We start from the raw sequence: 26,137 nt of genomic DNA on the forward strand, positions 1-26,137 counted from the left end.
CTGCGCGACCAGCCCCACCGGACCCGCGCTCAGGCGCCGCGGGCCGCCCCCGGCGAGAACCGCACCGGCAACCCCACCAACCCCCGCAGCCACGGCGACGGCCGACGCGTCAGAGCATCCGCCGGCACCGCGAGGTCCAGGTCCGGGAGCCGGTCCAGCAGGACCTCGATCCCCGTCCGGGCGATGACCTCGGCGCTCTCCTGGGCCGGGAACGGACACCGGTGGTCGCCGTGGCCGAAGGAGAAGTGGGCGTTGTTGCCACCCGTCAGGGCGGAGCCGTGGGTACGGACGCGCGGGTCGGAGTTGGCCCCCTGCAGGCCCAGCAGGACCAGGTCACCCGCACGGAGGACACGGCCGCCGAGCCGGGTGTCCCGGGTGGTCCAGCGCCCGGCCGCGTTCTGGATGGGCGCGTCCTCCCACAACACCTCGTTCATGGCCTCGGCCACACTGCTGCGCCCACCGAAGAGCGACGCCGCGAAACGGTCGTCCGTCAGCATCAGCCGCAGGGAGTTGCCGATCCAGTCGGCCGTCGGCTGATGCCCCACCGCCAGCATCACCATCACATCGTGCGTCACCTCCTCCACCGTCACCTCGTACGCACGCGCGTTCGCCAGGAGCCGCGAGACCACGTCGTCGCCGGGCCGCTGCCGGCGCTCCGCCACCAGCCGGGTCATCGCCGTCCGCAGATACTCCTCGGCCGCCATCGCCCGGTCCTGGCCGTCGAGGATGTCGTTCAGCGCCGCCACCAGCCCGGGGGCGTGCTCCTCCCGGAAGCCGAACAGGAACGCCAGGACCCGCGCGGGCAGCGGCGCCGCGAACTGCCCCACCAGGTCGGCCGCCCCCACCCCGCACACCACGTCGATCAACTCGTCGGCGAACCGCTCGACATGACCGCGCAGTTCCAGCGGATCGACCGCCTCCCACGCCTCCTCGATCAGCGCGGCACGCTGCCGGTGCCGCTCGCCGACCGTGCCGAGGACCGACGGCTGCTCCGGGCTGATCACGGGCAGCAGCGGCCAGTCGGCCGGGACGCGCGGCCACTGGTTCCACAGCGCGGAGTCCCGGCTGAACAACTCGGGATCGCTCGTCACCTGGTGCAGCTCGCGGTAGCCGAGCACCAGCCACGCCGGTACGTCCCCGTCCAGCAGCACGGGCACGACCTCTCCGTGGTCCCGCCTCAACTCCCGGTACAGGGCGGCGGGTTCGGCCCGGAAACGCGCACCGAAGAGAGGAACGGGTGCGGGCGTGGAGCCGGATACGGAGTGCCCGTCGCCGTTCTCAGAGGTTGCGAAGTCCAACTAGCACCTGCTCCAGAATGTCCAGATCGACCAGCGTGGCCTGGTTCGGATGTCGGGCACTGACCCGGCCCGCCGTGAGGAGGTCGGAGAGCAGCACCTTGGTGATGCTCACCGGCAGTCGCAGTTCGGCGGCGATCTCCACCACCGCCGTCGGCCGCTCCGTCAGCCGCAGGATCGTCACATGTTCCGACTGCATGCCCGGTGTCGGCTGGCTCTCCGCGACGACCAGGGTCACCAGGTCGAACGGTGTTCCGGGCGCGGACCGACTGCGGCCCCCGGTGAGCGTGTACAGCCGGTCGGGCAGATCGTCCCTGCCGGGCCGGCTCATGACGTACGGGGCGCCAGAGCCGTGGCCGTGGCCACGGTCGTCGTCGTGTCCGCGGTGCCACGGGCGGCCGTGCTCGTCGGATGGCGGGGCCGTGCGCTCAGGTGTTCGCCCAGCTGTTCGATCAGCTCGCTCATGTTGTGCCCGACGAGCCCGGCGTCCGCCTCCTCGTCCGTCACCAGGGCCAGATGCGCGCCCTCGCCCGCCTCCACGATGAACAGGACCCCGCCGTAGAACTCCGCCATCGCCGACCGTACGCCTCCGCTGCCGTCACCGAACTGGATGGACGCCCCGTGGGACAGCGACTGGATGCCGGCGGCGATCGCGGCCAGCTGGTCGGCCTGGTCGACGGAGAGTTCGGGCGTGCGGCACAGTTTCAGGCCGTCCCGGGAGAGGACGAGCGCGTGCCGGGCGCCCGGAGTGCGTTCCAGCAACCCCTCCATGAGCCAGGTGAGCCTGTCGTCGGCGGTGGAGCCGGTGCCGGTCATGGGGTGTGGTCGCCTTCCAGGTGGGGGTGCGAGCGGGGGGCCGGGGTCCGGGGCGGCTCTCCGGCCGGACCGGGGGTCGGATCCGCGTACGGGTCGGACGTCCCGTACGGGTCGGGGTCGGGGGTGGGCTGCGCGTACGCCTCCGGGGCCGGATCCGTGTACGGGGCCGGCTGCGCGTACCCGGAGGGGTCCGTGGCCGGGTCCACGTAGGAGGGGAAGGGCGCCGGGTCAGGGGTGGGGGCGGTGTCCTCGTCCGGCGTGGGGCGGGTGTCCCGTACGGGCTCCCAGGCCGGTTCCCGTACCGGGTCGAGCTCCCACTTCGCCTCACCCGCGGGGTCGGGTGCCCACGGAAGTTCGGCGGCGGCCTCCGCCTCCCACGCGGCCTGCTTCGCGGCCTCCGGCTGCCACGCGAGCCCTCGCGCGGGCTCGGGCTCCCATCCGGCCTCCGGCACGGGCCCGGGCGCCCAGGCCGGCTTCCCCACGGGTTCGGCCTCCGGTTCCGGTCCGGGTTCCCACGCGGTTCCCCCTACGGCCCCCCACTGCGGCTCCCGTACGGGCTCCAACTCGGGCTGCGGTACGGCCTCGGCGGGCGCAGCGGCGTCCCGTACGGGTTCCAGGGCGGCCTCCGGTGCCTCCGGTGCGGGAGGCCCGGCCGGGGGCACGTACCGGTCCACGGCGGCGCCCGGGTGCGTGTGCCGGTCCACGGCGGCGGCCTGGTCCGGTGACGTCGACGGGCCCCGCATCCCTGTGGAGTCGTCGTCCCCCGTGGCCGTCCCCTGGACGAACGCCTGGTCCAGCCCGCCCGTGCCCCGCACCGCGCGGCGGAAGCTGCTGAAGCGGACCGCGCCGGTGCCGGCGTCCTCGGCGGGCCGGGAGACGCGCTCCGGACGGGCCTCGACGTCGGCGGCCTGCGCCCTGGTGCGTGCCTCCGCCTCCGCGAGGGACCGGCCGCGCCGACGCCGGGGGAGGGCGTCGGAAGGGGCGGGGGCGGTGGTGTCGGCGGCGGTCCTGGCGGCGGCCTCGTCGGGGGTGGCCGGAGCTTCGGCCCCGGCGTCGAGGTGCGGGCCGGGCGCGTAGGCGTACCCGTCGGCGTGGGTGGTGTCGAACGTCGGGCCGCCGGAGCCGAATTCGGAGCTGAACGACGAGGTGTAGGGCGTGCCGTACGCGGGAGAGCCCGTCGGCGCGTCGGCCGTCGTGCCCGTCGGCGGAGCCGAAGGCGTTCGCCGGAAGCCGGACAGGGAGTCGATCAGGGCGTCGGCCACGGGGTCGGCGGCCGGCGGGGCGGGAGCCTCCGGCGGGAACTCGTGCCTGGGCGTCGGCTCGGAGTCCAGGTCGTGCGGGGCGCGTACGCCCGCGTACGGCGGCGGCTGGACGGGCGCGGCCCCCGGGAAGGACGTCGACGCGGGAGAGGTGGTCGTGGGGATCGTGCTCGCCAGGACGTCCTGCGGGATGAGCATCAGGACGCCTGTGCCGCCGCGCGCGGACGGCCGGAAGGAGATCTTCAGCCCGTGCTTGCGGGCGAGGCGGCCGACGACCGCGAGGCCGAGACGCGTGCCGGAGAGGCTCGCGAGGTCGGCCACCTCGCCCGACACGGCGCGTTCGGCCCGGCGGAGCTGGATGTCGCTCATGACCAGCCCGGAGTCCTCCACGGAGATGATCGCGCCGGCCGGGACCTCCTCGACGTACACATGGACCTCGGCGGTCGGCGGCGAGAAGTTGGCCGCGTTGTCGAGGAGTTCGGCGAGCGCGTGCATGACGCCCTCGGCGGCGTGACCGGCGACGGCGGCCTCGCTGGAGGAGTGCAGCCGCACCCGGCGGTAGGCGCCGATCCGGCCCATCGCGCCCCGCAGGATCGACTCCATGGGGATGGGCCGTGCCCAGCGGCGGCCCGAGCGGGCGCCCGCGAGGACGGCGACGGAGTCGGCGAGCCGGCCCGCCTGGGCGGTGCGGTGGTCGAGGTGGAGCAGGTCGGCGAGGACGTCCTCGTCGGCGTGACGTTCCTCCATGGCCCGCAGATCGGCGAGGGTGCCGGTGGCGAGGGCCTGCATCCGGCCGGCCACGTTGGCCGTCACGGCGAGGAGGGCGGCGCGGTCGCTCTCGGCCCGCTCGGCGCGCTCGGCCAGCAGGGACCGCTCCTGCGTGGTCTCCTCCGCCGTACGGTCCCGCTCGTCGGACAGCCGCTCGCGCTCACGCTCGGCCTCCGTGGCCAGCCGCACCCGTTCCCGTGCGAACTCGGTCGCGATCCTGGCCCGTTCCTGGACGAACTCCTCGGTCAGCCGACCGCGTTCCTGGGCGTGCTCCTCGGCCGTTCTGGCCCGTTCCTGGAGCAGCAGACCCGTGTCCCGGGCGACCGCGTCCAGCCGCCGGCGCAGCAGCCGCACCGACACGCGCGCGTGCACGGCGACCGCGACGACCAGCGTCAGCAGCAGCGCGGCCGCGCCCGCGCCGGCCGCGAGGGGTATCCGTGCGTCCGGCGGCGCCGGCGCGACGACCGCGCCGACGGCGGTCGCGGAGAGCACGGCGGTCACCAGCGGTAACGGAAGGACTGAGCGCAGGGCGGGGCGTTCGCCCGGCGGGCGTGGGGGGCTGGGCGCGGTCATCGGCGGGTGTCCTCGGTCGGTTCTGAACCCGGTAACGCAGTCGGTTCCTGGAGTCGGTAACTCGGTCGGTCCCTGAACGAGAAGCGACGTCTGGTGCTCAATTGGGCGTCACTATATGGGAGTTCGTGACGGCGGTTGGCCGGTTTCCGGTTAGCTCCACGTAATCCGGCCAACGTGCCCGGTGAGCGGCGCGCCGCCTGTCCACGGACCGGACGATCACCCTGGGGGTCGCACGTCGTCACTGTCAGTGGTCGGGTGCATCCTGGAACGCATGACGGAGATCGGGGGCACGACGGGCCGCCGCGGTGCCGTGCGCGCGCGGCAGGCGGCAGGTGACGCGGACGCGGACGCGGCGGAGTCGCGGGCCGCGCTGTCGGCCGCGCTGCGGGCGGCGGGCGTGCGCGGCGAGACCGCGTTCGACGCGACCGCACGCGCCCTGACGACGATGGACGCGTCCAACTACCGGCGGGTGCCGCTGGGCGTGGTCGCGCCCCGGGACGCGGACGACGTGGCGGCCGTCCTGTCCGTCTGCCGCGACCACGGCGTCCCGGTCGTCGCGCGCGGCGGTGGCACGTCGATCGCCGGGCAGGCCACGGGCACGGGCGTCGTCCTGGATTTCACCCGTCACCTGAACCGGCTGGTCTCCCTGGACCCCGAGGCGCGCACGGCGGTCGTCCAGCCCGGCCTGGTCCTGGACCGCCTCCAGGAGGCCGCCGCCCCGCACGGCCTCCGCTTCGGCCCCGACCCCTCCACCCACAGCCGCTGCACCCTCGGCGGCATGATCGGCAACAACTCCTGCGGCTCGCACTCGGTCGCCTGGGGCACCACGGCGGACAGCGTGCGCGAGCTGTCGGTGATCGGCGGAAGCGGAGAGGTACGGAGACTGGCCCAGGGCTGGTCCGGCGCCCCGGAGGGCCTGCGCCCGCTGGTGGATCGGGAGTTGGCGCGCCTGCGCACCGGCTTCCCCGACCTCCCCCGCCGGATCTCCGGGTACGCCCTGGACGCCCTCCTCCCGGAGAACGGCGCGGACGTGGCCCGCTCCTTCTGCGGCTCCGAGGGCACGCTCGGAGTGCTCACGGAAGCGGTCGTACGGCTCGTCGAGGCGCCCCGCGCGCGTGCCCTCGCCGTCCTGGCGTACGCCGACGAGAGCGCGGCGGCCGAGGCGGCCCCCGGCCTGCTGCCCCTAGGCCCGCTGACGGTGGAGGGCATGGCGGCGGACCTCGTCCCGCCGGGGGTGAGCGGAGGCCTCCCGCCGGGCGGGGCCTGGCTGTTCGTGGAGGCGGGGGGTGACACCCCCGCCGAGGCACGGGCCCGCGCCGACGTCCTGGTCCGCGCGGCCGAGGCCACCGACGCGCTCGTGGTCACGGACCCCGCCGCGCAGCGCGCGCTCTGGCGCATCCGGGAGGACGCGAGCGGTACGGCCACCCGGATGCCGGACGGGAGCGAGGCGTGGCCGGGCTGGGAGGACTGCGCGGTGCCGCCGGCCCGACTGGGCGCGTACCTGCGCGACTTCCGGGGCCTGCTGCGCGCCCACGACCTGCGCGGCACGCCCTACGGCCACTTCGGCGACGGCTGCATCCACGTCCGCATCGACTTCGACCTCCTGACCCCGAAGGGCATCGGCCGCTTCCGCCGCTTCTCCGAGGAACTGGCCGAACTGGTCACCTCGCACGGCGGCTCCCTCTCCGGCGAACACGGCGACGGCCAGGCCCGCGCGGAACTCCTGCCGACGATGTACGGCACCGAGATGGTCCGGCTCTTCGAGCAGGTGAAGGGCGTCTGGGACCCCGACGACCTCCTGAACCCCGGCATGCTCGTCCGCCCCGCACCCCTGGACACCAACCTCCGCTTCGCGGTCCTCCCGCGCACGCCCGTGCCGGTGGAGTTCGCGTACCCGGGCGACGGCGGTGACTTCTCCGCGGCGGTACGACGCTGCGTGGGCGTCGCGAAGTGCCGTACGACCGAGGTGGGTCCGGCCTCCGGAGCCGTCATGTGCCCCTCCTACCGCGCCACCGGGGAGGAGGAGCACTCCACCCGGGGCCGGGCCCGTCTGCTGCACGAGATGCTGGCCGGCGAGGTCGTCACCGACGGCTGGCGCTCACCCGAGGTGCGGGACGCCCTCGACCTCTGCCTCTCCTGCAAGGGCTGCCGCTCGGACTGCCCGGTCGGCGTCGACATGGCCACGTACAAGGCGGAGTTCCTCCACCACCACTACGCGGGGCGCCGCCGCCCGGCCGCCCACTACGCGATGGGGTGGCTGCCGCTGTGGCTCCGCCTGGTGGCCCGTACGCGCACGGCCGGACTCGTCGGCTTCCTCGCCGGGGTACGCCCCTTGGCCGCGCTCGCCAGACGGCTGGGCGGGATCGCGGAGGAGCGGGAGCTGCCCCGGCCGGCGAGGGTGCCGTTCACGCGGTGGTACCACCGGATGCTGAAGGAGGAGGCGCGGCGGGAGGAGGCGGCCGCGGAGGAGGCCGGGTTCCCGGAGGTGGGGGAGGAGGCGGCCGTCGAGGGTCTGTTCGGCGGTTCGGGCTTCCGGCAGCAGCGGGAGTGGGACGTCCGGGGCCGTCCCCTCGGCCCGGCGGAACCGGCCGAGGCGCTCGCCGAGACGGGCGCCGACGTGGACTTCGAGGCGGATGTCGAGGCCGACGGCGAGGACGAGGACCGCGAGGGTGGGGACCACGAGTCGCCCACGACCGTGCTCCTGTGGACGGACACCTTCACGGAGTACCTCTCGCCGTCCGTCGGGCAGGCGGCGCTGAAGGTGCTGGAGGCGGCCGGGCTCCATGTGATCGTGCCGCCGACGCTGTGGATGAAGCGGAAGCCGTCGTGGGCGCTCCGGGCCGAGGCAGGCGAGGAGGTCGCCCTCACCCAACCGCGCCTCACCCGGACTCTGTTCGCGATGCGGACGGGCCGGGTCTGCTGCGGGCTGACGTACATCTCGACGGGCCAGCTCGACCGGGCCCGCGCGGTGCTGCGCCGCACGCTCGACATCCTCGACGTCTTCCTGAGCCCGATCCCGCAACGGCTGCTGGACGAGGACCCGGACCTCGCCCCGCCTCCCCTCCCCGTCGTCGTCCTCGAACCGAGCTGTGCGGCGACGCTCCGCTCCGACCTGCCCGAACTCCTCCCCGACGACCCCCGGGCACACAAGCTCGCCGCCTCGGTCATCACCTTCGCGGAGGCGCTCGAACGCCATGCCCCGCACTGGACCCCACCCGCCGTCGACCGCCCGGTCGTCGGCCAGACCCACTGCCACCAGCACGCGGTACTGGGCGACGCCCCTGACCGCCGCCTCCGCGCCGCCGCCGGCCTCACCGGCGCCCTCAGCGGCGGCTGCTGCGGTCTGGCCGGCAACTTCGGCTTCGAGAAGGGCCACTACGACGTCTCCGTGGCCTGCGCCGAGGAGCAACTCCTCCCGGCGGTCCGGGACGCGCCCGACGACGCGCTCGTCCTGGCGGACGGCTTCTCCTGCCGGACCCAGCTGGAGCAGCTGGCGGGAAGGCGGGGGTTGCACCTGGCGGAGGTGCTGGCGGAGGGCCTGGCAGCGGCAGAGGAGCGGGTGGAGCAGCGCGTGGAGCAGCGGGTGGGGGGCGGCGATCGGGACCCGTGAACCGGCGCCGACGCACGGGGGCGTAGGGGGTAGGGGACGTAGAGGGCTCCTAGCCCGCGTCCCTAGGAGCCCTGGGTCTCCGCCAGCCCCACCGCGCGGCCGTCCCCGTCCCAGCGGATCTCCAGGATCCGCACGAGGGCATCGCGGTCGAGGGGCCCGAACACATGGGGGAATCGGACGTCCTCGCCGACACCCGGCGGCGGAGCGGGAGCCGCGGCCTCGAACTCCACCCGCGCGGTCAGCCGTGCCTCGTCGAGGACGAGCACGTGCAGCGGCTCGGACACGTCCCGGTAGAAGGCGTTGACGACGGCCAGGGTCGTCGCCTCGTCCGGCGAACAGTGCACGAAACCGTCCTCCGGGAGCGAGGCGGGGGCGTACGGCTGGTCGGGTCGGGCGTTCCAGGCGGCCAGGGATACGACGTGGTAGATCACAGGCCGGTTATACAGCAGCGCCCGATCCGCCCTCCGTGGCCGTCGAGCGCGACGGACGGTGCGGACTCATCGACCTTGAGCTCACCCCGCACCCCGCGCACTTCCCGAACTCCCTGCCTTCCCCCGTCCCACCTGTGTCCGCACCGCCCCCATGCTCGCCCCGATGACCAGGGCGATCGCGAGGGCCTCGACGGTGGTCAGGGCCTGGTCGAGGATGACGAAACCGGCGGTGGCGGCGATCGCGGGCTCCAGGCTCATGAGGATCGCGAAGGTGGAGGCGGGCAGGCGGCGCAGGGCGAGGAGTTCGAGGGTGTAGGGGAGGACGGAGGAGAGCACGGCGACGGCGGCGCCCAGGGCGAGTGTCGTCGGATCGACGAGTCGGCCCCCCGATTCGACGATCCCCAGCGGCAGGAACAGCACCGCCGCGACGGCCATGGCCAACGCCAGCCCGTCGGCCTGCGGGAACCGCCGCCCCGTACGCGCGCTGAAGACGATGTACAGGGCCCACGCCAGCCCGGCGGCGAGGGCGAAGGCGATGCCCAGCGGGTCGAGCCCGCCGACTCCTCCGCCCTTCCCGAGCAGGAAGACGCCGCAGAGCGCCAGCCCGGCCCACACCACGTTGACCGCCCGCCGGGACGCGAGGACGGAGAGCGCCAGCGGGCCGAGCACCTCCAGGGTGACGGCGAGGCCGAGGGGGATACGGGCGACCGCCTGGTAGAAGAGGCCGTTCATCGCGGCCATGGTGACGCCGAAGACGATCACCGTCCCCCAGTCGGTACGCGAGTGCCCACGCCACCGGGGCCGGCAGATCACGAGCATCACCAGCGCGGCCACCGCCAGCCGCAGCGTCACCACCCCGAGCGCCCCGGCGCGCGGCATCAGCGTCACCGCCAGCGCCCCGCCGAACTGCACCGATATGCCACCGGCCAGCACGAGCCCCACGGGCCCGAGGGAGCCCAGGCCGCGCGCGCGGGGGCCGCCGGGGACGAGGTCGGCCGGAGGCGTGGCCGGGGCGGCGGGCGCGGACTGTTCAGCGCGGGGGAGTGTCACGGAGACCGTCCAGAGGAGCGGAGAGGCGAGCGAGGCGACGGGACTTCGTTCAGTATGGAGGACTAGATAGTGCAAAGCAATGGACTAAGTCAGGCCCGTAACTCATTTTGCCGCTTACTCGGGTGCCCGCCAAAAATACAATCACGCTTGCTTGTTTCCGTGTCCGCTGCCATGCTCCCCCCATGGCCGACCCCACGCCCGTGATCGACGATCTCCGTGCCGAGAGCGACGAACTCGACCTGCTGGTAGCCGAGTTGAGCCCGGAGGAGTGGGCGCTCGCGACGCCCGCGCCCGGCTGGACCGTCGCCCACCAGATCGCGCACCTCGCCTGGACGGACCACTCGTCCGTGCTGGCGGTGACCGACCAGGCCGCCTTCGCCCGTGAGGTCGAGAGCGCGCTGACCGCGCCCGGGGACTTCGTGGACAGGGGCGCCGAGGACGGGGCAGGGAAGCCGCCCGCGGAACTGCTCGCGGACTGGCGGGCCGGTCGCGAGGCCCTGGAGGCCGCCCTGCGCGCGGCACCCGAGGGCGCGCGGTTCCCCTGGTACGGCCCGCCCATGTCCACCGCCTCCATGGCGACCGCCCGCCTCATGGAGACCTGGGCCCACGGTCTGGACATCGCCGACGCGCTGGGCGTCCCCCGGACCGCCCCCGGCGACCGCCTCCGGCACATCACCCGACTCGGCATCCGCACCCGCGACTTCGCCTTCGGGGTGCACGGGCTGACCCCGCCCTTCGAGGAGTTCCGCGTCGAACTCACCAGCCCCGCCGGGGAGATGTGGACGTACGGCCCTCAGGACGCGACCGACCGCGTCACCGGCCCCGCCCTCGACTTCTGTCTCCTGGTCACCCAGCGCGCCCACCGCGCCGATCTCGCCCTGCACACCGAAGGCTCCGACGCCGACCGCTGGCTGGACATCGCCCAGGCCTTCGCGGGCCCGCCGGGCACCGGGCGCACCGCGAAGGGAGCCACCCCGTGACGGCGGACGCCCTCCGCATAGGCAACGCCTCCGGCTTCTACGGCGACCGCTTCGACGCCATGCGCGAGATGCTCACCGGCGGCGAACTCGACGTCCTCACCGGCGACTACCTGGCCGAGCTGACCATGCTCATCCTCGGCCGCGACCGCCTGAAGGACCCCGCCGGAGGGTACGCCCGCACGTTCCTGCGCCAGTTGGAGGAGTGCCTGGGGCTCGCGCACGAGCGCGGCGTGCGGATCGTCGCCAACGCCGGCGGCCTCAACCCCGCCGGACTCGCCGACGCCGTACGCGAGTTGGCGGGACGGCTCGGCATCCCCGCCCGGGTCGCGCACGTCGAGGGCGACGACCTGACCCCACGCCACCCCGGCACCCTCGCCGCTCACGCCTACCTCGGCGGCTTCGGCATCGCGGCCTGTCTGCGGGAGGGCGCCGACATCGTGGTCACCGGCCGGGTGACGGACGCGGCCCTGGTGACCGGGCCCGCCGCCGCCCACTTCGGATGGGGGCCCGGGGAGTACGACCGCCTCGCGGGCGCCGTCGTCGCCGGGCACGTACTGGAGTGCGGGGCGCAGGCGACCGGCGGCAACTACGCCTTCTTCCACGAGTCCACCCAGGCCGCGCTGCGCCACCCCGGCTTCCCGCTCGCCGAACTCCACGCCGACGGCACGGCCGTGATCACCAAGCACCCCGGCACCGGCGGCCTCGTCGACGTCGGCACGGTCACCGCGCAGCTCCTCTACGAGACGGGCGGCGCCCGGTACGCGGGCCCCGACGTCACCGCCCGCCTCGACACGATCACGCTCACCCAGGACGGCCCCGACCGCGTCCGTGTCGAGGGCGTACGCGGAGAGGCCCCGCCCCCGACCCTCAAGGTCGGCCTCAACCGGCTCGGCGGCTTCCGCAACGAGGTCACCTTCGTACTGACGGGCCTGGAGATCGAACGCAAGGCCGCTCTCGTCCGCGATCAGCTGGAGACCGCGCTCGCCGCCGCCAAGTCCCCTCCGGCGCGGATGGACTGGGAACTGGCCCGCACCGACCACCCCGACGCCCGCACCGAGGAGACCGCCAGCGCCCTCCTCCGCCTCGTCGTCCGCGATCCGGACCAGAGCGCCGTCGGCCGGGCCCTCGGCGGAGCCGCCGTGGAGCTGGCCCTCGCGAGCTACCCCGGCTTCCACGTCCTGGCCCCACCCGGAAAGGGCGCCCCCTACGGGGTGTTCGAGACGGCCCACGTCGGCCAGGACACCGTGGAGCACCTCGCCGTCCTCCACGACGGCCGCCGGCTCCCCGTGCCCCCGGCCGGCGAGACCCTCGTCCTGCGGCCCGTCGACGAGCCACCCCTGCCGGAGCCCCTGCCACCAGGGCTGCCCACCCGCCGCGCGCCCCTCGGCCTCGTCGTCGGCGCCCGCAGCGGCGACAAGGGCGGCAACGCCAACGTCGGCCTGTGGGCCCGTACGGACGACGCGTGGCGGTGGCTGGCCCACACCCTCACCACCGACCGGCTCCGCGCCCTCCTGCCGGAGACGGCCGGTCTGCCGGTCACCCGGCACGCGCTGCCCAACCTCCGCGCCCTCAACTTCGAGATCGTCGGCATCCTCGGCGAGGGCGTCGCCGCGCAAGCCCGTTTCGACCCCCAGGCCAAGGCCCTCGGCGAATGGCTGCGCTCCCGCCACCTGGACATACCGGAGATCCTCCTGTGACCGTCCTCAGCTCAGCCCTCGACCCGGGCGCCCCCGACCACACCGCGAACCGCGAGGCCATGCTCGCCCGGCTCGCCGACCTCGACGCCGAGCACGCGAAGGCCCTCGCCGGCGGCGGCGAGAAGTACGTCGCCCGGCACCGGGGGCGCGGCAAGCTCCTCGCCCGTGAGCGCATCGAACTGCTGCTGGACCCCGACACGCCCTTCCTCGAACTGTCGCCGCTCGCCGCCTGGGGCAGCGAGTACACGGTCGGCGCCTCGCTCGTCACCGGCATCGGGGTCGTCGAGGGCGTGGAGTGCCTGATCACCGCCAACGACCCGACCGTGCGCGGCGGCGCGAGCAACCCGTGGAGCCTGAAGAAGGCCCTCCGGGCCAACGACATCGCCCTCGCCAACCGGCTGCCCTGCATCAGCCTGGTGGAGTCCGGCGGAGCCGATCTCCCCTCCCAGAAGGAGATCTTCATCCCCGGCGGCGCGATCTTCCGCGACCTCACACGGCTCTCCGCCGCCGGAATCCCCACCATCGCCGTCGTCTTCGGCAACTCCACCGCCGGCGGGGCCTACGTCCCCGGGATGTCCGACCACGTGATCATGGTGAAGGAACGGGCGAAGGTGTTCCTGGGCGGGCCGCCGCTGGTGAAGATGGCCACCGGCGAGGAGAGCGACGACGAGTCGCTGGGCGGCGCCGAGATGCACGCGCGCGTGTCGGGCCTCGCGGACCACTTCGCCGTCGACGAGCCGGACGCCCTGCGCCAGGCCCGCCGGGTCGTCGCCCGCCTCAACCACCGCAAGGCCTACGCCGATCCGGCCCCCGCCGCGCCACCGAAGTACGACCCGGAGGAACTCCTCGGCATCGTCCCCGGCGATCTGAAGGTGCCCTTCGACCCCCGCGAGGTCATCGCCCGGATCGTCGACGCCTCCGACTTCGACGAGTTCAAGCCCCTCTACGGCACCAGTCTCACCACCGGCTGGGCCGCCCTCCACGGCTACCCGGTCGGCATCCTCGCCAACGCGCGGGGCGTCCTGTTCAGCGAGGAGTCGCAGAAGGCGGCCCAGTTCATCCAGCTCGCCAACCAGCGCGACATCCCGCTCCTCTTCCTGCACAACACCACCGGGTACATGGTCGGCAAGGAGTACGAGCAGGGCGGCATCATCAAGCACGGCGCGATGATGATCAACGCCGTGAGCAACAGCCGGGTGCCCCACCTGTCCGTCCTCATGGGCGCCTCGTACGGCGCCGGCCACTACGGCATGTGCGGCCGCGCCTTCGACCCGCGCTTCCTCTTCGCCTGGCCCGGCGCCAAGTCGGCCGTGATGGGCCCCCAGCAGCTCGCGGGCGTCCTGTCGATCGTGGCCCGGCAGTCCGCGACGGCCAAGGGGCAGCCGTACGACGAGGACGCCGACGCCGCCCTGCGCGCGATGGTGGAGCAGCAGATCGAATCCGAGTCGCTCCCGATGTTCCTGTCCGGCCGGCTGTACGACGACGGGGTCATCGACCCCCGCGACACCCGTACCGTCCTCGGCCTGTGCCTGTCCGCGATCCACACGGCGCCCTACGAGGGCGCACGCGGTGGCTTCGGCGTCTTCCGGATGTGAGGGAACCAGTGATCACCTCTGTGCTCGTGGCCAACCGGGGCGAGATAGCCTGCCGGATCTTCCGCACCTGCGCCGAGCTGGGCATCCGCACGGTCGCCGTGCACTCCGACGCCGACGACGACGCCCGCCACGCGCGCGTGGCCGACGCGGCGGTACGGCTGCCGGGCGCGGCCCCCGCGGACACCTATCTGCGCGGCGACCTCATCGTGAAGGCGGCCCTCGCCGCCGGCGCCGACGCCGTCCACCCCGGCTACGGCTTCCTGTCCGAGAACCCGGACTTCGCCCGAGCCGTCCAGGACGCGGGCCTCGTCTGGATCGGCCCGCCCCCCGAGGCGATCGAGGCCATGGCCTCCAAGACCCGTGCCAAGGAGCTCATGGGCCTGGCACCCCTGGGCGAGGTCACCGAGGACGACCTGCCGGTCCTGGTGAAGGCGGCGGCGGGCGGCGGCGGACGCGGCATGCGCGTCGTACGCCGCCTCGACGACCTGGACGGCGCCCTGGAGAGCGCCCGCGCCGAGGCCGCGAGCGCCTTCGGCGACGGCGAGGTCTTCGTCGAGCCGTACCTGGAGAACGGCCGCCACGTCGAGGTCCAGATCCTCGCCGACACCCACGGCACCGTCTGGCCGCTGGGTACCCGCGACTGCTCCCTCCAACGCCGCCACCAGAAGGTCGTCGAGGAGGCCCCGGCCCCCGCCCTGTCCGACGAACTCACCGAGGAACTCCACACCCTGGCCGTACGCGCCGCCCGAGCCGTCGCCTACGTCGGCGCGGGCACCGTCGAGTTCCTGGTCTCCGCGGGCCGGGCCCACTTCCTGGAGATGAACACCCGCCTCCAGGTCGAACACCCGGTGACCGAAGCCGTCTTCGGCCTCGACCTGGTCGCCGAACAGATCCGCGTCGCCGAGGGCCACGCCCTGCCCGCCGAACCCCCGAGCGCGCGGGGCCACGCGATCGAGGCCCGCCTGTACGCCGAGGATCCGGCCCGCGAGTGGGCCCCGCAGACCGGCACCCTGCACCGGCTGGCCGTCCCCGAGGGCGTCCGCCTGGACACCGGCTACGAGGACGGCGACACGATCGGCGTCCACTACGACCCCATGCTCGCCAAGCTGATCGCCCACGCCCCCACCCGGGCGGAGGCGATCCGCAGACTGGCGGGCGCCCTGGAACGGGCCACACTCCACGGCCCGACCACGAACCGCGCCCTGCTGGTGAACTCCCTGCGCCACCCGGAGTTCACCTCGGCCCGTATGGACACCGGCTTCTACGACCGCCACCTGACCGACCTCACCGCCCCGGCCCCCGACCCCTGCGCCCCGCTGGCCGCCGCCCTGGCCGACGCCCACGACGGCCCCCGCTCCCGCTTCGGCGGCTGGCGCAACGTGCCCTCCCAGCCCCAGGTCAAGCGGTACGCGACGGCGGGGGAGGAGCACGAGGTCCGCTACCGGCACACCAGGAACGGCATGGAGGCGGACGGGGTCCGTGTCGTCCACGCCGACGCCCGTCTGGTCGTCCTCGAAGTGGACGGCGTCCGGCGCAAGTTCGAGGTGACACGGCACGGCGACCGCGTCCACGTCAACGCCACGACGCTCACCGCCCTCCCCCGCTTCCCCGACCCCACCGCCTCACAGGCCCCCGGCTCCCTCCTGGCCCCCATGCCGGGCACGGTCGTCCGCGTGGCGGAGGGCCTGAAACAGGGCACGTCCGTACAGGCGGGCCAACCCCTCCTGTGGCTGGAGGCGATGAAGATGGAACACAAGATCACGGCCCCGACGACGGGAACCCTGACGGCCCTGCACGTAGTACCTGGTCAACAGGTGGAGCCCGGCGTGTTGCTCGCGGTGGTGCAGCCGACTTAGGGGCGCGGGGAACTGCGCGACCAGCCACGACCCACCCGCGGTCTCCAGACATCCGAACCGCCTCCCCCTCAGGAGCCCCCAATGCCCCCCGTCCTGGAATCCGAAGAACACAAAGCCCTACGAGCCGCAGTCTCCGCCCTCGGAAAACGCTACGGCCGCGACTACATCACCACGATCAACAAAGAGGGCCGCCACCCCGACGAACTCTGGTCCGAAGCCGCGAAACTCGGCTACCTGGGCGTCAACCTGCCCGAGGAGTACGAGGGCGGAGGCGGCGGCATAGCGGAACTCTCCATCGTGCTCGAAGAGTTGGGCGCCGCAGGCTGCCCCCTGCTCATGATGATCGTGTCGCCCGCCATCTGCGGCACCGTCATCGCCCGCTTCGGCACCGAGGCCCAGCGGCGGACCTGGCTCCCCGCGCTGGCGAACGGCACCCGCCTCATGGCCTTCGGCATCACCGAACCCGACGCCGGCTCCAACAGCCACCGCATCACCACCACGGCCCGCCGCGACGGCGCCGACTGGCTCCTGACCGGCCGCAAGGTCTTCATCTCCGGCGTCGACAGGGCGGACGCCGTCCTGATCGTCGGCCGCACCGAGGACGCCCGCACCGGCACCCTCAAGCCCTGCCTCTTCATCGTCCCCACGGACACCCCCGGCTTCGACTACCGCCCGATCGACATGGAACTCCGGGCCGCCGAGAAGCAGTTCGAGCTGACCTTCGACGACATCCGGCTCCCCGCCGACGCCCTGGTCGGCGACGAGAACGCCGGTCTCCTCCAGCTGTTCGCCGGCCTCAACCCCGAGCGGATCATGACGGCCGCCTTCGCCATCGGCATGGCCAGGTACGCCCTCGGCAAAGCCGTCGAGTACGCCCGCGACCGCTCCGTGTGGGGGCAGCCCATCGGCGCCCACCAGGCGATCGCCCACCCCCTCGCCCAGTCCCACATCGAACTCGAACTGGCCCGTCTGATGATGCAGAAGGCGGCCCACCTCTACGACGCCGGTGACGACGCGGCGGCCGGCGAGGCGGCCAACATGGCCAAGTACGCGGCGGGCGAGGCGTGCGTGCGGGCCGTCGACCAGGCCGTGCACACCCTCGGCGGCAACGGCCTCACGGCCGAGTTCGGCCTGGCCTCGCTGATAACGGCCGCGCGCGTGTCTCGTATCGCGCCGGTGAGCCGGGAGATGATTCTCAACTACGTCTCCCACCAGACCCTGGGCCTGCCGAAGTCGTACTGAGCCGCCACGCGTCGCCGGAGGGCGGCAAGCGGGAGCCTGAGCGCGGCCGCAGGAGTCGGAGCGCACGAGGAGGAACCATGTTCCGCAGCGAGTACGCAGACGTCCCACCCCTCGAACTCCCCATCCACGACGCCGTCCTGGGCCGCGCCGCCGAGTTCGGCGACCTGCCCGCGCTGATCGACGGCATCGACGGCACGACCCTCACCTACGAACAGCTGGACCGCTTCCACCGGCGCCTCGCGGCCGCGTTCGCCGAGGCGGGCGTCCGCAAGGGCGACGTCCTCGCCCTGCACAGCCCCAACACGATCGCCTACCCGACGGCGTTCTACGCGGCCACCCGCGCGGGCGCCACCGTCACCACCGTGCACCCGCTGGCCACCCCCGGCGAGCTGGCCAAACAGCTCCAGGACTCCGGGGCGAGCTGGATCGTCACGGTCTCACCGCTCCTGGAGACCGCCCGCGCCGCCGCCGAACGTGTCGGCGGCATACGGGAGATCTTCGTCTGCGACAGCGCCCCCGGCCACCGCTCGTTGATCGACATGCTCGCCTCCGCCGCACCCGAACCGGCCGTCGGCATCGACCCGGTGACGGACCTCGCGGCCCTGCCGTACTCCTCCGGCACGACCGGCGTCCCCAAGGGCGTCATGCTCACCCACCGGTCCATCGCCACCAACCTCGCCCAGCTCGAACCGGTCATGCCGGCCGGCCCCGGCGACCGCGTCCTCGCCGTGCTCCCGTTCTTCCACATCTACGGGCTCACCGCCCTGATGAACGCCCCGCTGCGGCTCGGCGCCACGGTCGTCGTCCTGCCCCGCTTCGACCTGGAGAGCTACCTCGCGGCGATCGCCGAACACCGCATCACCCACCTCTACGTGGCCCCGCCGATCGTCCTCGCCCTCGCCAAGCACCCGGCCGCCGAACGCTACGACCTCTCCACGGTCCGGCACGTCCTCTCCGCCGCCGCACCCCTGGACGCGCGGCTCGCCGCCGCCTGCTCCGCCCGCCTCTCCCTGCCGCCCGTCGTCCAGGGCTACGGCATGACCGAACTCTCCCCCTGCTCCCACCTGGTCCCCCTCACCCAGGCCGCCGCCGCGCCCCCCGGCACCGTCGGCAAACTCATCGCCGGCACCGAGATGCGGATCGTCTCCCTCGACGACCCCGGCAAGGAGCTCGGCGTCGGCGAACCCGGCGAGATCGTCATCCGCGGCCCCCAGGTCATGAAGGGCTACCTGGGCCGCCCCCAGGCCACCGCCGAGATGATCGACGCCGACGGCTGGCTCGCCACCGGCGACATCGGCCACGTCGACGCCGACGGCTGGCTGTACGTCGTCGACCGCGTCAAGGAACTCATCAAGTACAAGGGCTTCCAGGTCGCCCCCGCCGAACTCGAAGCCCTCCTCGTCACCCACCCGGGCATCGCCGACGCCGCCGTCATCGGCCACTACGACGACGACGGCAACGAGGTCCCGCACGCCTTCGTCGTCCGCCGGCCCACCGCGCACGACCTCTCCGAGGGCGAGGTGATGATGTACGTCGCCGAACGCGTCGCCCCCTACAAACGCGTCCGCCACGTCACCTTCATCGCCGACGTGCCCCGCGCGGCCTCCGGGAAGATCCTCCGCCGCGAACTCAGGGAACGCCTATGACCGACACCGCACCGTCCGTGCACCGCGCCCACCACCGGGGCATCACCACCCTCACGCTCGACTCCCCGGCCAACCGCAACGCGCTCTCCGCGACGCTGGTGCGGGACCTGTCGGACGCGCTCACCCGGTGCGGCGAGGACGACGACGTACGCGCCGTCGTCCTCACCCACACCGGGAACACGTTCTGCGCGGGCGCCGACCTGCGCGACCCGCCCGACCCGAAAGCCATGGTCGCGCTGCTCCGCCACATCCTCGACCTGCCCAGACCGGTCGTCGCCCGAGTCACCGGCCAGGTCCGCGCGGGCGGTCTCGGCCTGCTCGGCGCCTGCGACATCGCCGCCGGCGGCCCGGACGCCGGGTTCGCCCTCACCGAGGTCCGCATCGGCGTCGCGCCCGCCGTCATCTCCCTCACCCTCCGCCCGCCCACCGATCCCCGCGCCCTCGCCCGCTACTCCCTCACCGGCGAGAGGTTCGGCTCCGCCGAAGCCGCCCGCATCGGGGTGCTCACCATGGCCGGCGCCGATGTCGACGACCTGCTCGAACCCGTCCTCGACGGCCTGCGCCGCGCTTCACCGAGGGCCCTGACGGAGACGAAACGCCTGCTCACGGCTAAGGTGCTGGAGAACTTCGACCGGGACGCGAGTGAATTGACCAGCCTCTCGACCCGGCTGTTCGCCTCCGCCGACGCCCGCGAGGGCGTGACGGCGTTCCTAGAAGGACGGGACCCGGGATGGGTGTTGTGAGCATGACGGAAACAGGTCCGGTCGTGGAGCGCGGCCCCAAGCAGGACCGCAGCCGCGTCACCCGTCAGCGCCTCCTGGAAGCCGCCGTCGCCTGCCTCGCCGAACACGGCTGGGCCGGCTCCACCGTCTCCGTCGTCGCCGAACGCGCCGGCGTCTCCCGGGGCGCCGCACAACACCACTTCCGCACCCGCGAGGACCTGTTCACCGCCGCCGTCGAGTACGTCGCCGAGGAGCGCTCCCTCGCCCTGCGCGCCCTCTTCCCCGAGGGCACCGCCGACCGCCGGGCCGTCGTCGCCGCCGTCGTCGACCTCTTCACCGGCCCCCTCTTCCGCGCCGCCCTCCACCTCTGGGTCGCCGCCTCCAACGAGGAGCAGCTCCGCTCCCGCGTCACCGAACTCGAAGCCCGCGTCGGCCGCGAGACCCACCGCATCGCCGTCGACCTCCTCCGCGCCGACGAGACCGTCCCCGGCGTCCGCGAAACCGTCCAGGGCCTCCTCGACATGGCCCGCGGCCTCGGCCTCGCCAACCTCCTCACCGACGACACCGGCCGCCGCGACAAGGTGGTGGCCCAGTGGGCGGCCCTGCTCGACGAGAAACTGGGCTGAGACCCGTCACGGCCCGAGCCGCTCCACCCGCGTCACGGACTGAGCCGCTCCACCCGCCACGACCCGTCCGGCTCCGCCACGTACCGCAGCCGGTCGTGCAGCCGGTTCCACCGCCCCTGCCAGAACTCCACGCTCTGCGGCACCACCCGGAAACCACCCCAGTTCGGCGGCACCGGCACCTGCTCCCCCTCCGGATAGCGCGCGTGCAACTCCTCGTACGCGGCGTCCAGTTCGGCCCGCGAGGAGATCACCGACGACTGCGCGCTGGCCCACGCGCCCAACTGCGAACCGTGCGGCCGGGTCCGGAAGTACGCCGCCGTCTCGTCCCGCCCGGTCCGCCGCGCCGTACCCGTCACGATCACCTGCCGGGCCAGCGCGTGCCAGGGGAAGAGCAGCGAGACGTACGGGTTCTCCGCCAGGTCACGGGCCTTGCGGGAGCCGTAGTTCGTGTAGAAGACGAAGCCCTGTGCGTCGTACGCCTTCATCAGCACCGTACGAGAAGTGGGGTGCCCCTCGGCGTCGGCCGTCGACACCACCATCGCGTTCGGCTCGAACACCGCCCCCTCCTGCGCGGCCTGGAGGAACCACCGCCCGAACTGCTCCATGGGGTCGGCGGCCAGGTCGCTCTCGTCGAGCCCGTCGGCGCGGTACTGCTTGCGCATGAGAGCAGGGTCGTGATCGTTCACATGGTCATCCTGCCGTATGAACGCCAGGCCGGAGAGGAAGTGGCACTGAGTGCCGCGGACTCTCCCCAAACCTGGCACTCAGGCGTATGGTGCTGGAACCGCCTGTCGCACACATCAAGAGGAGCCGCCTGATGTCCGACTTCGTACCCGGGCTCGAAGGAGTCGTCGCGTTCGAGACGGAGATCGCCGAACCGGACAAGGAAGGCGGTGCCCTCCGCTACCGGGGCGTCGACATCGAGGACCTGGTCGGCCACGTCTCCTTCGGCAACGTCTGGGGCCTCCTCGTCGACGGCGCCTTCCGCCCCGGCCTCCCGCCCGCCGAGCCGTTCCCCATCCCCGTCCACTCCGGTGACATCCGCGTCGACGTGCAGTCCGCGCTCGCCATGCTGGCCCCGGTCTGGGGCCTCAAACCGCTCCTGGACATCGACGAGGAGCAGGCACGCGCCGACCTCGCCCGCGCCGCCGTCATGGCCCTCTCCTACGTGGCCCAGTCCGCCCGCGGCCAGGGCCTGCCCATGGTCCCGCAGCGCGAGATCGACAAGGCCCAGTCCGTCGTCGAACGCTTCATGATCCGCTGGCGCGGCGAGCCCGACCCCAAGCACGTCGCGGCCGTCGACGCGTACTGGACCAGCGCCGCCGAACACGGCATGAACGCCTCCACCTTCACCGCACGGGTCATCGCCTCCACCGGCGCCGACGTCGCCGCCGCCCTCTCCGGCGCCGTCGGCGCCATGTCGGGCCCCCTCCACGGCGGCGCCCCCTCCCGCGTCCTCGGCATGATCGAGGAGATCGAACGTACCGGCGACGCCGACGCCTACGTCAAGCAGGCCCTCGACAAGGGCGAACGCCTCATGGGCTTCGGCCACCGCGTCTACCGCGCCGAGGACCCCCGCGCCCGCGTCCTGCGCCGCACCGCCCGCGACCTCGGCGCCCCCCGCTTCGAGGTCGCCGAAGCCCTGGAGAAGGCCGCCCTGGCCGAACTCCACGCCCGCCGCCCCGACCGTGTCCTCGCCACGAACGTCGAATTCTGGGCGGCCATCGTCCTGGACTTCGCCGAGGTCCCGGCCCATATGTTCACGTCCATGTTCACCTGCGCCCGCACGGCCGGCTGGTCGGCGCACATCCTCGAACAGAAGCGGACCGGACGCCTGGTGCGCCCCTCCGCCCGCTACGTGGGACCGGGCACGCGCGGCCCGCAGGAGATCGAGGGATACGCCGACATCGCCCGGTAGCCGGTCGTACCGGCGGACCCCCGCCCTGTCACGCGGGGCTCAGCAGCCCCGCGTGATGCCGCTCGGCGACCAACGGATGCGCCCGCAGCTTCCCCTTCAGTTCGTTGAACCCGTACTCGGCGAAGAGCGGATTCCCCGGATCGTCGGTCACCCCGGGCGCGGTGGAGGCATACGGGAAGACCAGCGGCTCGACCCGGGCGTCGAGCCGCGGGTTGTAGAAGAAGGGCACGGAGAACCGCTCGGTGGCCCCGGGCGGGCTCACGACCCGGTGGTTCGTGGCGAGCAGATACCCGTTCGTCGCCACCTCCAGCAGCTCCCCGAGGTTCACCACGAACGCCCCCGGAATCGGCGGCACGTCATGGAACACCCCGTCCGCCCGCTCCACCTGGAGCCCGCCGACCTGGTCCTGCAGCAACAAGGTCAGGAACCCGTAGTCCTTGTGGGCCCCCACCCCCTGGTCGGCCCCGTCCCCCGCACTGCCGGGATACCGCACGAGCTTCAGATGCGGATGGGCCCGCTCCCCGAAGACCGGATCGTAGAAACCGGCGGGCGCCCCGATGGAGACCAGCAGCTCCCGCAGCAGCCGCTGCGCCACGGCACTGAGCCGGTCGATCCACGCGAGCGCGGCGGCCCGCAGCTCCGGCAGGGACGCCGGCCACTGGTTGGGGCCCTGGAGCCACCAGTACGCGGGCTCCCCGGGACCGGGAACACGGGCGGCACGCTCGGCGCCGATGTCCAGCTGATCCCGCCAGTCCCGACTGCCACCCGTCCGCTCGTCCCCGGTCCGCGTGTAGCCCCGGAAATGCGGCGAGTTGACGTTGTCGAGGGCGAGCCGCTCGGCCTCCGGCAGCGCGAAGAACGCTCGCATGGCGGCGTCGAGCCGCCTGATCTCCTCCTCTCCGACCCCATGCCCGACGAGCTGGAAGAACCCCACGTCATGCGCGGCGCTGTGCAACTGCGCGTGCAACAGCGCACGCGCCGCGGGCCCGCGATCGGCGGCGGAGAGATCGATGATGGGCAGCTGGAGGTACGACGATTCCGTCGCTGAGTTCGTCATGGCATGCGTCCGAGAGGGAGGAGGGAAGTGCTGGGACCGAGCTCCGGGGTCAGACGGAAGGCCGACAGCACATGCTCGTGACGCGCACGAAGTCAACGTGCCGGCGTCGAACGAGTATCGGAAGCATGGTGAAAGCATACTGCGCCCTACGAAACGCAGACGACCCGCAGACTCTGGGTCCCTCCGCCCAGAAGGCGGAGAAGCCGGCCGGACGTACCGGCGAGTCTGCGGGTCGGGTGACTGCTTGAGATTGGGCCGGCTGCACGCTCAACACGCGCTGGTCCGGCACCGCACTGTGTGTGGTGCAGGGCCGCTAGCCCGCAGCCACCTCGTGCGTCCGGGTTTCATACATGTACCCGATCACCTCCCTTCTCACGTGCCCATCACTTTAGGAAGCGAGCTGGAGGCGTTCAAGCGCTTTTTCGCAGGGATCACTCGACGATGCCGTCGCGCTTGGCATAGCTGTAGCCGTCGCCCCGTTGCAGCAGCCGAATGTTCCGGTGGCTGACGTTGATCCGGCCTGCGGGTGTGGAGAGGCTGTGCTGGCCCCGGGCCCGGACGGCGATGTGCCCCACCCACCTACCCGCCCACTTGCCGGACGGCACCGTGGCCTGCGCGAGATCACCGGTGACGAACCCGAAGTGCTGCTTGCTTCGAGCCCTCCGGAGCCGTGGAAATCCGAACCGGTCGGGCGTCGTACGAGCGTACGATCCGCGTCCGACGGCCTTCACCACGAGGAGCTGCCCGGGTACCCGGACGATCGTGTTCCAGGTCTCACGATCCAGCGCCCCGACGCAGAGAGCATCGAGGCTGTGCGTCTTGGGCAGTCCGGTGACAGTGCGATTCCGCTGGGTCAGGCTGCCGGACCAACAGCGGACAGGCCTCCCGAGCGCCGTCAGCGCAGCCAGCAGTCCCCAGCGGGTGGTGTTCATGGCCGCAGCATCCTGAAGGGGGGCTCTGACCTGCTCCAGGACCTTGGCGAGGCGTTCAGGATCGTGGGCGAGGAAAACGGTGACCGGGCGGCTCCCCTTGGCCTGATTGCACGGGACGCATGCGAGGACGAGATTGGACATCCGGTCCGAGCCTCCCCGGCTGCGCGGCCGGAGGTGGTCGACATTCAGAGGTACGCCGGTGGCGCCGCAGTACGCGCAGGCGCAGCCCCACTTCGTACGCAGGTGGGCGCGGGCATGGGTACCGCCGAGCGGGCCGTGCTGGTACTCGGCGCCGCGGAGACTTCTTCTTGTGCTCATGGAACGGGTATCGAAGGCCACGTGCTCCAAGTGGATCTCCGAGACGGGCGCGTAGCGGCCATACGGGTCACCAGGGAGGCGGTGGTGTCGACGCGATGCCGTAAGGATGGTGGAAGCCAGCCCTGAGCGCGGGCGCGATTCCGCGAACGCCGCGGTCGGTAACGGCGGTTGGCGGAGCGTCGCCGGTGCCGGTACCCGGCCCGCTGCTGCATGGATCTTTGGATCTGGCGGCCCCGGTGCTGCAACTCGGCGGTGACCAGACCTCGTCTGACGACGCCCTTCCGTCCCTGGCTGTCGATTTCCTCTTTGTCCTCGGTGAGGGCGAAGCCCGTCCCCCTGGAGCCGGGGTCGACGCGCAACTGGACGCCGTCGACCTCGGACTCGGCGAGTGTGCGGTCCTTCAGCCGGATGGCGAAGGGAGCGTGCCGGGCGACCACGGCCCGTCCTCTACCGAGAAGCTCACGAGCGCGAGCGGGATGGCACGGCATGAGTGGCTTTCCGTCCTTGGAGAGGACGAAGACCCTGGCAGCGCCGATACCGCCCGCGTACGTGTCACAGCCTGTGGGGACGTCACCGTCCCCGTTCGCTGCCTCCGCCACCGCCGGAGCAGTGGCTTTGGCGTGACGCCGGCGGACCCTGGTGCTGGGCCCGCCGGTCTCCCCTCGCCCATGTGTCCCGCCGGTGCCCCGCTCGATGGCGGGGTGTCCGTGAGCCGTTTCGTCCCTGCTCCCAGGGGTGTCTGCTCCCACGGATTCCAGAGCAGGCTGCTGAGGAAGCACAGCCTGGTGGGTCTTCGCACCTACGGGGGACGTAGCCATCGGGGCACCTCCCTGATCTCGCGATCATGATGACTGGGGCTGGTCCCTCGACGACCGTGTGTCGGGGAGCGAGGGACCTCCTGTCTCGTGTGCTTCGAGACGCTAGCGATCAAGCGCTCTTCCGGAGCCCGATCGGCAGTGAAAGCACTCGGTCGTGCGAATCGTCGCAATTTCTCGAACGAATGCCCGTGGTGGTGCTACTCGGGGGTTCTTACTCGCCTTCGTTGAGGCTGGCAGGATCCGCCCGCAGTACCGCGAGGATCCCCCGCACCCGGGTGCCGTCTGGCAGCGCCCAATGGCCGGTGACCTGGCCTTTTGCTCCGGGTGGGAGGTCGAGCGCGTCCGGGTGGAGGACTCGGGTCAGGTGGAGGACCGTGGGGCCGGGGGTGAGGGTCAGTTCGGTGGCTTCGGGGGTGTCGACGGCGGACGAGGCGCTCGTGGGCAGGGGGGCGGCCCCCTCGTAGGAGCGGGTGACCTCGTGGTCCGGGGTGTCGGTGAGGCTCTGTGCCTGGGGTTCGGCCCTGCCTTCGAAGAGGGCCAGGAGCTGGGCGAGCAGGACCGGGTCGTGGACGCCGTCGTAGACCCATCGGGTGCCCAGGACGCCGTGTTCCGTGGTGCCGACGAGGGCGTGCTCGGCGTCGGGGAGCGGGGCGCCCCGATAGGTGAGGGGGGCCAGATAGTGGACCGGCGTGGAGCCGGAGGTATCGGTGGCGACCATGAACTCGATGCCGACCTCGCCCTCCGGGTCGTCGAGCCGGAAGCCGCCGGCCTTGGTCAGGTGCGGAGCGGCCGGACCGCCGGCGTACCAGGGGCGGCCCGGCAGCCAGGAGGTCAGCAGTTCGAGCTTCGTGGGCGTGAGGGTGGTGTGGTGGATGAGCGCCATGAACGGATTGTGCTCCGCACGACCGCCCGGCCACGAGCCCTTTCC

General features: G+C 72.8%; 21 protein-coding genes. 10 read left to right on the forward strand and 11 right to left on the reverse strand.

Annotated features, from left to right (window positions below; translation table 11 throughout):
* Positions 1-29 precede the first annotated feature (29 nt).
* Genes RM704_RS33120 through RM704_RS33135 form a run of 4 tightly spaced genes read right to left on the reverse strand, consistent with a single transcriptional unit; the run spans position 30 to position 4,711 of the window.
* Positions 30-1,298, reverse strand: a complete 1,269-nt coding sequence (locus tag RM704_RS33120) for a cytochrome P450 (protein ID WP_033525905.1) — start codon at positions 1,296-1,298, stop codon at positions 30-32.
* Positions 1,279-1,626 (reverse strand): DUF742 domain-containing protein, encoded by a 348-nt coding sequence (locus RM704_RS33125; protein ID WP_033525904.1) that lies wholly within the window; start codon positions 1,624-1,626, stop codon positions 1,279-1,281. The genes RM704_RS33120 and RM704_RS33125 overlap by 20 nt, the downstream gene beginning before the upstream one ends.
* Entirely contained in the window at positions 1,623-2,111 is a 489-nt protein-coding gene (locus RM704_RS33130) for a roadblock/LC7 domain-containing protein (protein ID WP_052145897.1), read from the reverse strand. The genes RM704_RS33125 and RM704_RS33130 overlap by 4 nt, the downstream gene beginning before the upstream one ends.
* The gene (locus RM704_RS33135; RefSeq protein ID WP_037657537.1) at positions 2,108-4,711 is read right to left on the reverse strand and encodes an ATP-binding protein; all 2,604 of its coding nucleotides are present in this window, start codon (positions 4,709-4,711) and stop codon (positions 2,108-2,110) included. Before RM704_RS33135 ends, RM704_RS33130 begins: the two co-directional genes overlap by 4 nt.
* A gap of 271 nt (positions 4,712-4,982) precedes the next feature.
* Here RM704_RS33135 and RM704_RS33140 point away from each other — a divergent pair, with 271 nt between their 5' ends.
* The gene (locus RM704_RS33140) at positions 4,983-8,321 is read left to right on the forward strand and encodes an FAD-binding and (Fe-S)-binding domain-containing protein (RefSeq protein ID WP_311591719.1); all 3,339 of its coding nucleotides are present in this window, start codon (positions 4,983-4,985) and stop codon (positions 8,319-8,321) included.
* Positions 8,322-8,383: 62 nt separating this feature from the next.
* Here the strand turns inward: RM704_RS33140 and RM704_RS33145 are convergent, their stop codons facing one another.
* On the reverse strand, positions 8,384-8,752 hold the full coding sequence (locus tag RM704_RS33145; protein WP_033525903.1) for a DUF952 domain-containing protein: 369 nt from the start codon (positions 8,750-8,752) through the stop codon (positions 8,384-8,386).
* 81 nt (positions 8,753-8,833) lie between these two features.
* Positions 8,834-9,802: an EamA family transporter gene (locus RM704_RS33150; RefSeq protein ID WP_438828968.1), complete on the reverse strand. Its 969-nt coding sequence runs from the start codon at positions 9,800-9,802 to the stop codon at positions 8,834-8,836.
* 182 nt (positions 9,803-9,984) lie between these two features.
* Between RM704_RS33150 and RM704_RS33155 the strand changes: the two genes are divergently transcribed.
* From RM704_RS33155 to RM704_RS33190, 8 genes are all read left to right on the forward strand, one after another.
* A complete protein-coding gene (locus RM704_RS33155; RefSeq protein WP_033525902.1) occupies positions 9,985-10,782 on the forward strand; it encodes a TIGR03084 family metal-binding protein in 798 nt (265 codons plus the stop codon).
* Positions 10,779-12,479, forward strand: coding sequence for an acyclic terpene utilization AtuA family protein (locus RM704_RS33160; protein WP_033525901.1), 1,701 nt, complete (start codon positions 10,779-10,781; stop codon positions 12,477-12,479). The genes RM704_RS33155 and RM704_RS33160 overlap by 4 nt, the downstream gene beginning before the upstream one ends.
* Positions 12,476-14,074: an acyl-CoA carboxylase subunit beta gene (locus RM704_RS33165; RefSeq protein ID WP_033525900.1), complete on the forward strand. Its 1,599-nt coding sequence runs from the start codon at positions 12,476-12,478 to the stop codon at positions 14,072-14,074. The genes RM704_RS33160 and RM704_RS33165 overlap by 4 nt, the downstream gene beginning before the upstream one ends.
* Positions 14,075-14,082: 8 nt before the next feature.
* Positions 14,083-15,930, forward strand: a complete 1,848-nt coding sequence (locus RM704_RS33170; protein WP_033525899.1) for an acetyl/propionyl/methylcrotonyl-CoA carboxylase subunit alpha — start codon at positions 14,083-14,085, stop codon at positions 15,928-15,930.
* Between the two features lie 81 nt (positions 15,931-16,011).
* Entirely contained in the window at positions 16,012-17,172 is a 1,161-nt protein-coding gene (locus RM704_RS33175) for an acyl-CoA dehydrogenase family protein (RefSeq protein WP_033525898.1), read from the forward strand.
* 77 nt (positions 17,173-17,249) lie between these two features.
* Positions 17,250-18,818, forward strand: a complete 1,569-nt coding sequence (locus RM704_RS33180) for a 4-coumarate--CoA ligase family protein (RefSeq protein ID WP_033525897.1) — start codon at positions 17,250-17,252, stop codon at positions 18,816-18,818.
* Positions 18,815-19,561, forward strand: a complete 747-nt coding sequence (locus tag RM704_RS33185; protein WP_033525896.1) for an enoyl-CoA hydratase family protein — start codon at positions 18,815-18,817, stop codon at positions 19,559-19,561. The genes RM704_RS33180 and RM704_RS33185 overlap by 4 nt, the downstream gene beginning before the upstream one ends.
* Positions 19,549-20,166: a TetR/AcrR family transcriptional regulator gene (locus tag RM704_RS33190; protein ID WP_033525895.1), complete on the forward strand. Its 618-nt coding sequence runs from the start codon at positions 19,549-19,551 to the stop codon at positions 20,164-20,166. Before RM704_RS33185 ends, RM704_RS33190 begins: the two co-directional genes overlap by 13 nt.
* A gap of 32 nt (positions 20,167-20,198) precedes the next feature.
* Here the strand turns inward: RM704_RS33190 and pdxH are convergent, their stop codons facing one another.
* On the reverse strand, positions 20,199-20,828 hold the full coding sequence (gene pdxH / locus RM704_RS33195) for a pyridoxamine 5'-phosphate oxidase (RefSeq protein WP_052145896.1): 630 nt from the start codon (positions 20,826-20,828) through the stop codon (positions 20,199-20,201).
* Between the two features lie 155 nt (positions 20,829-20,983).
* Here pdxH and RM704_RS33200 point away from each other — a divergent pair, with 155 nt between their 5' ends.
* Complete coding sequence (locus tag RM704_RS33200; RefSeq protein ID WP_033525893.1) at positions 20,984-22,084, forward strand: citrate synthase 2; 1,101 nt, start codon at positions 20,984-20,986, stop codon at positions 22,082-22,084.
* A gap of 28 nt (positions 22,085-22,112) precedes the next feature.
* Here the strand turns inward: RM704_RS33200 and RM704_RS33205 are convergent, their stop codons facing one another.
* From RM704_RS33205 to RM704_RS33220, 4 genes are all read right to left on the reverse strand, one after another.
* Entirely contained in the window at positions 22,113-23,141 is a 1,029-nt protein-coding gene (locus tag RM704_RS33205) for an isopenicillin N synthase family dioxygenase (RefSeq protein ID WP_033525892.1), read from the reverse strand.
* Between the two features lie 431 nt (positions 23,142-23,572).
* Positions 23,573-24,391 (reverse strand): HNH endonuclease, encoded by an 819-nt coding sequence (locus RM704_RS33210; protein WP_311591728.1) that lies wholly within the window; start codon positions 24,389-24,391, stop codon positions 23,573-23,575.
* Positions 24,388-25,209, reverse strand: a complete 822-nt coding sequence (locus tag RM704_RS33215; RefSeq protein WP_311591730.1) for an RRXRR domain-containing protein — start codon at positions 25,207-25,209, stop codon at positions 24,388-24,390. The genes RM704_RS33210 and RM704_RS33215 overlap by 4 nt, the downstream gene beginning before the upstream one ends.
* A gap of 211 nt (positions 25,210-25,420) precedes the next feature.
* Positions 25,421-26,092 carry a maltokinase N-terminal cap-like domain-containing protein gene (locus RM704_RS33220; protein WP_033525891.1) on the reverse strand — a complete coding sequence of 224 codons (672 nt, stop codon included), beginning with the start codon at positions 26,090-26,092 and terminating at the stop codon, positions 25,421-25,423.
* Between the last annotated feature and the right edge of the window lie 45 nt (positions 26,093-26,137).

Source organism: Streptomyces gottesmaniae, assembly GCF_031845845.1.
GTDB lineage: Bacteria > Actinomycetota > Actinomycetes > Streptomycetales > Streptomycetaceae > Streptomyces > Streptomyces akebiae.